Below are 4837 nucleotides of genomic sequence, written 5' to 3'. Positions count from 1 at the left end.
GTTCTCGGGCGTCGGCGATGGCGGGGCGGGTTCGGGCGCAGGAGCGGGCGTCGGCGCGGGCGGGTTCTGCGTCTGGGCCAGGGCTCCCATCGGCGCCTGGGCCGCCATGGCCAGCACCGCCACCGTCGTCAACAAAACGCGCTTCATCGCAGGAACCCTCGAAATCCGGACAGGGCGGCATCTAGCGGGAAGTTCGCCGGATTGGCGAGGTTACGGTTTCGTCATGTTAGGCCAGCAGAGCCAGCAGGGCGAAACTGGCCAGCCAGTGCTCGCCCATATAGTCGCCGGTGACCTGAGGCAGGGCTGCGGTCAGATGGTTTTCGGCAGCCTCCAGCGCGACGGCGCGGGCGGCATGACCGGCGGGCAGCGCGGTCGCGATCCCCCGCCAGCACCAGGCGCGGCTGAGGTTCAGTCCGTCCAGATGGGCGATCTTGCCGTCCGAGCGGTCGCTGACCGAGGCGGGGCGGAACAGGGTGGCTGGGTCTCGCGTGGCGATCCGGGGCAGGAAGGCATCGAACCAGGCCGCGAACCCATCGCCCAGCACGACCCGCATCAGTTCGGCCTCCATCAGGGCGGGCGACAGGAACTCGTCCTGCGACGGCTCCCAGGCCTGGCAATCACGGTCGGCCGAATGCCATTCGACGGCCTTCCTGCGGCACTGGGCGGCGAGCGGGCGGTCGCCGATCGCGTCGGCGTATTCGATGGCGAGCCTGAGCGCGAAGGCGGAGTTGTAGTGGGTGCCGACCCGCACCGGATAGGACGCGACCAGCAGATAGGCCTTCAGCCGCCGCGCAAAGGCGTCGGCCAAGGGCTTCAGCATCCCGGCCCAGCGGCGACCCTCGGCCGTCGAATGGCGATCGAGTTCGGCGTGCAACATCAGCAACCAGGCCCAGCCGTAAGGCCGCTCGAACCCCCGGCTCTCAGGGCGGGCCAGATAGGCGACCTCGACGGCGATGTTGGTGGGCGTGAACAGGTCGTCGGCCAGGGCGGCGATGCGCGACGCCTCGCCCATGTCGGGATGCAGGCGATACAGGGTGAACAGGGTCCACCAGCCATGGACGCAGGAGTGCCAGTCGAAACTGCCGAAGAAGACGGGGTGCAGGGCGCGGGGGCTCTGGGCGTCCTCGGGGCCGGCCATGACGTGGTCCAGCTTGTTCGGGTATTCGCGCGTGACGTGGCCAAGCGCCGTGGAAGCGTACAGGGCCGCGATCTCGGGGGTCAGGGTCGTCATCGCCTTCCTCCCCATCCGTCATCCTCGGGCTTGTCCCGAGGATCCAGAACCACCGTCGGATGAGCTGAGGCACCGCTTTGAAACCCGGGCAAGATTTCAGGCACCGGGAGTCTGGATCCTCGGGACAGGCCCGAGGATGACGGTGTTTGTGAAACAACCACCGTCAAAACCTGAACGCCAGGGCGTACATCAGCACGATATTGGCCCCCAGCATGGCGAGGGCGGTCGGGGCCTGGGCGCGGATGACGCCGTTGAAGGCGGCGTTACGGTCGGGCAGTTCCAGCAGATTGGCCGGGACCACGTTGAAGTTGGCCGCCATCGGCGTCAGCAACGTCCCGCAGAAGCCCGACAGCATGCCGATGGCACAGACGATGGCGGGATCGCCGTCGAACTGCAGGATCACGAACGGCAGGCCGATCGCCGCCGTCATCACCGGAAAGGCCGCAAACGCATTGCCCATGATGAAGGTGAACAGGGCCATCCCCAGGCAATAGGCGACCACCGCGATCAGTGGCCCGTTCATCGGGATGACGTCGGCGACCAGGCCTCCGACGACCTGTCCCACTCCGGCCAGGGCGAAGACGGCGCCGAGGGCTGCCAGCATCTGGGGCAGGATGGCGGCCCAGCCGACCGCATCCATCAGGCGTCGCCCTTCCTGAAGCGGTGCCGTGGCAGGCGGGCGGAACATGGCCATGGCGACGACCAGGGCCAGCAGCACGCCGAGGCCCAGCGCGATCAGGGTCGGGTCCTTGGCGTCGAACAAGGGACGGCCGCCGATGTCGATCTTGGCCAGGACGAGGGTGCCCAGCAGGGCCGTGGCGGGGATGATCAGGGCGGGAATGAACAGCCGGTTCCCGAACCGGGCGGCGAGGGTCCGGCGTTCCTCGGGCGAGGTGGTGGCGGGTTTGCCCTGGCCCAGGCCTCCGATGCCGCCGATCAGGACCAGCCCGACCAGCAGGATGCCGTTGCCGAGATCGCCCAGATAGCTGCCGAGCAGGAAGCTGACGGCCATCAGGCCCCAGAAGGCGGCGTTGCGCAGCCGTTTGGGATTCTCCCGATCCGTCACGCTCATCCAGGCGAAGGCCATGAAGATCAGGCCGGCGAGGATATAGACCCAGGTCAGGGTGATCATGGCCGGGCCTCCGTCACCTCGACGATGCCGCCGGGCCCTTCGTCGATCCGGACCTCGCGGGCGATGCGGCGGTCGAGGAGTAGCAAGCGCGTCCCATGGACCAGCAGGGCCACCACGGCGGTCGGGATCGCCCAGACCGACAGTTCCAGCGGCTGGAGGATGATGCCGTTCTGTTCGAGGAAGCCCTTGATCAGCAGGATCGAGGCGATGGCGATGAAGATGTCTTCGCCGAAGAAGAGCGCGATGTTGTCCGCCGCCGCCGCATGGGCGCGGATGCGGAACCGGGTAGCGTCGGGCAGGTCGCCGTGGTGGGTCTCGGCCGCCGCCTCGGCCATCGGCGCGACCAGGGGCCTGACCATCTGGGGGTGGCCGCCCAGCTTGGTCTGACCCAGGGCGGCGGTGACCTGACGCGCCACGAAATAGGCCAACAGCAGACGTCCCGCCGTGACCCGCGCCATTTTCGCGATCAGGGCCCGCGCCTGTTCCTGAAGGCCCGACCGTTCCAGCAGGCCGATCACCGGCAGGACCAGCCAGACGATCGAGATATAGCGGTTGTCGTTGAACGCCTTGCCGAAGGCCGCCAGCGTCTCGGTCAGGCTGAGGCCACCCGCCACGCCCGTGACCAGCGCGGCCGTCAGGATCACCGGCAGCGGATTGAAGCGCAGCAGGAAGCCGGCGACGAGAACGGCGATACCGAGGAGGACGAGCATGGCGCTACGCTAGCGTCTTGCCGGGTTCTGGCAATGAATTCCCATATCCGCCGCCGCCCGGCGTCTCGATGACGAAGACGTCGCCGACGGCCATCGCCACCTCGGCGGTGGAGCCCAGAACCTCGACCTTACCGTCCACGCGCTCGACGCTGTTGATCCCGACCGCGCCAGGCTCGCCTCCGGCCGCACCGAACGGCGGAACACGACGGCGGTTGGACAGGATCGCGGCCGTCATGGGTTCGAGGAAGCGGACGCGGCGGACGACGCCGTCGCCGCCCCGGTTCGCCCCCTTCCCGCCCGAGCCACGCCGGATCGAGAACCGCTCCAGCAGCACGGGAAACCGCGTCTCCAGCACCTCGGGATCGGTCAGGCGGGAGTTGGTCATGTGGGTCTGGACCGCCGAAGCGCCGTCGAAACCGGGACCGGCCCCCGAGCCGCCCGCAATGGTCTCGTAGTACTGACGCGTGTCGTCGCCGAAGGTGAAGTTGTTCATCGTGCCCTGGCTGGCGGCCAGGACGCCCAGCGCACCGTACAGGGCATCAACCACCGCCTGACTGCTCTCGACATTGCCCGCGACCACCGCCGCCGGATAGCGCGGATTGAGCATCGACCCTTCCGGCACGATCAGGTCGATCGGCTTCAGACAGCCTTCGTTCAGCGGGATGGCGTCGTCCACCAGGGTGCGGAAGCCATACAGGGTCGCCGCCCGCGCGATCGACAGGGGGGCGTTGAAATTGCTCGGCCGCTGGTCGCTGGTTCCGGTGAAATCGACGGTCGCGCGGCGAGCCTCGGCATCCACCGAAATGGCCACCCGGATCACGGCGCCGTCGTCCATCTCCAGCGCGAACGATCCCGGCTTGAGCACCGACAGGACGCGGCGGACGGCCTCTTCGGCATTGGCCTGAACGTGGGTCATGTAGGCTTCGACGGTGGCGCGGCCGAACTCGGCGACCATGCGGGTCAGTTCCTCGGCCCCGCGCGCGCAGGCCGCGACCTGGGACTTGAGGTCAGCCAGGTTCATGTCGATGTTGCGTGACGGGTAGGGGCCCGAGGCGAACAGGGCGCGGGTTTCGGCCTCCCGCAGGACGCCCTGATCGACCAACAGGACGTCGTCGATCAGGACGCCCTCCTCCTCGACCGAGCGACTGTTGGGCGGCATGGAGCCGGGGGTGATCCCGCCGACGTCCGAATGGTGCCCGCGCGCGGCGACGAAGAAGGCCGGGGCGTCGTCCTGATCCAGGAAGACGGGCAGGATGACGGTGATGTCGGGCAGATGGGTCCCGCCGTTGTAGGGCGCGTTCAGCATATAGACGTCGCCGCGTTTCAGGCCCCGGCCGTCCCGCGCATTGCCGCGCGCCCGGATCACGGCGGCGATGCTCTCGCCCATCGAGCCGAGGTGGACGGGGATGTGTGGCGCATTGGCGATCAGGGCCCCGGTGCCGTCGAACAGGGCGCAGGAGAAGTCTAGCCGCTCCTTGATGTTGACCGAATAGGCGGTGGCCCGCAGCGCCTCGCCCATCTGTTCGGCACAGGCCATGAAGCGGGAGTTGAACAGCTCCAGCAGGATCGGATCGACCTCCGTCCCGACTGCGGAGCGCGGAGCGAGGGGTTCGGTGCGGGTCAGGATCAGGTTGAGCCGGGGATCGACGGTGGCGGACCAGCCGGGCTCGACGACAGTGGTGCCGGTGGATTCGAGGATGATGGCGGGGCCGGGGACGGTGGTGCCGGGGGCGAGGTGATCACGGTGGTGGATGGGGCCTTCTC

4 protein-coding genes are annotated in these 4837 nt (G+C 68.3%); all 4 read right to left on the bottom strand.

Annotated elements, in window-relative coordinates; all coding sequences use genetic code 11:
- Positions 1-226: 226 nt before the first annotated feature.
- Complete coding sequence (locus JHC99_RS17460; RefSeq protein WP_292155934.1) at positions 227-1231, bottom strand: DUF2891 domain-containing protein; 1005 nt, start codon at positions 1229-1231, stop codon at positions 227-229.
- A gap of 163 nt (positions 1232-1394) precedes the next feature.
- Positions 1395-2363, bottom strand: coding sequence for a DUF979 domain-containing protein (locus tag JHC99_RS17455; RefSeq protein WP_292155933.1), 969 nt, complete (start codon positions 2361-2363; stop codon positions 1395-1397).
- Positions 2360-3073, bottom strand: a complete 714-nt coding sequence (locus JHC99_RS17450; RefSeq protein WP_292155932.1) for a DUF969 domain-containing protein — start codon at positions 3071-3073, stop codon at positions 2360-2362. Before JHC99_RS17450 ends, JHC99_RS17455 begins: the two co-directional genes overlap by 4 nt.
- A gap of 4 nt (positions 3074-3077) precedes the next feature.
- A partial coding sequence (locus JHC99_RS17445) for a hydantoinase B/oxoprolinase family protein (protein ID WP_292155930.1) occupies positions 3078-4837 on the bottom strand: 1760 nt, incomplete at its 5' end.

The organism is Brevundimonas sp. (assembly GCF_016463485.1).
Classification (GTDB): Bacteria; Pseudomonadota; Alphaproteobacteria; order Caulobacterales; family Caulobacteraceae; genus Brevundimonas.
This window is presented reverse-complemented; position numbering and strand designations above follow the sequence as displayed.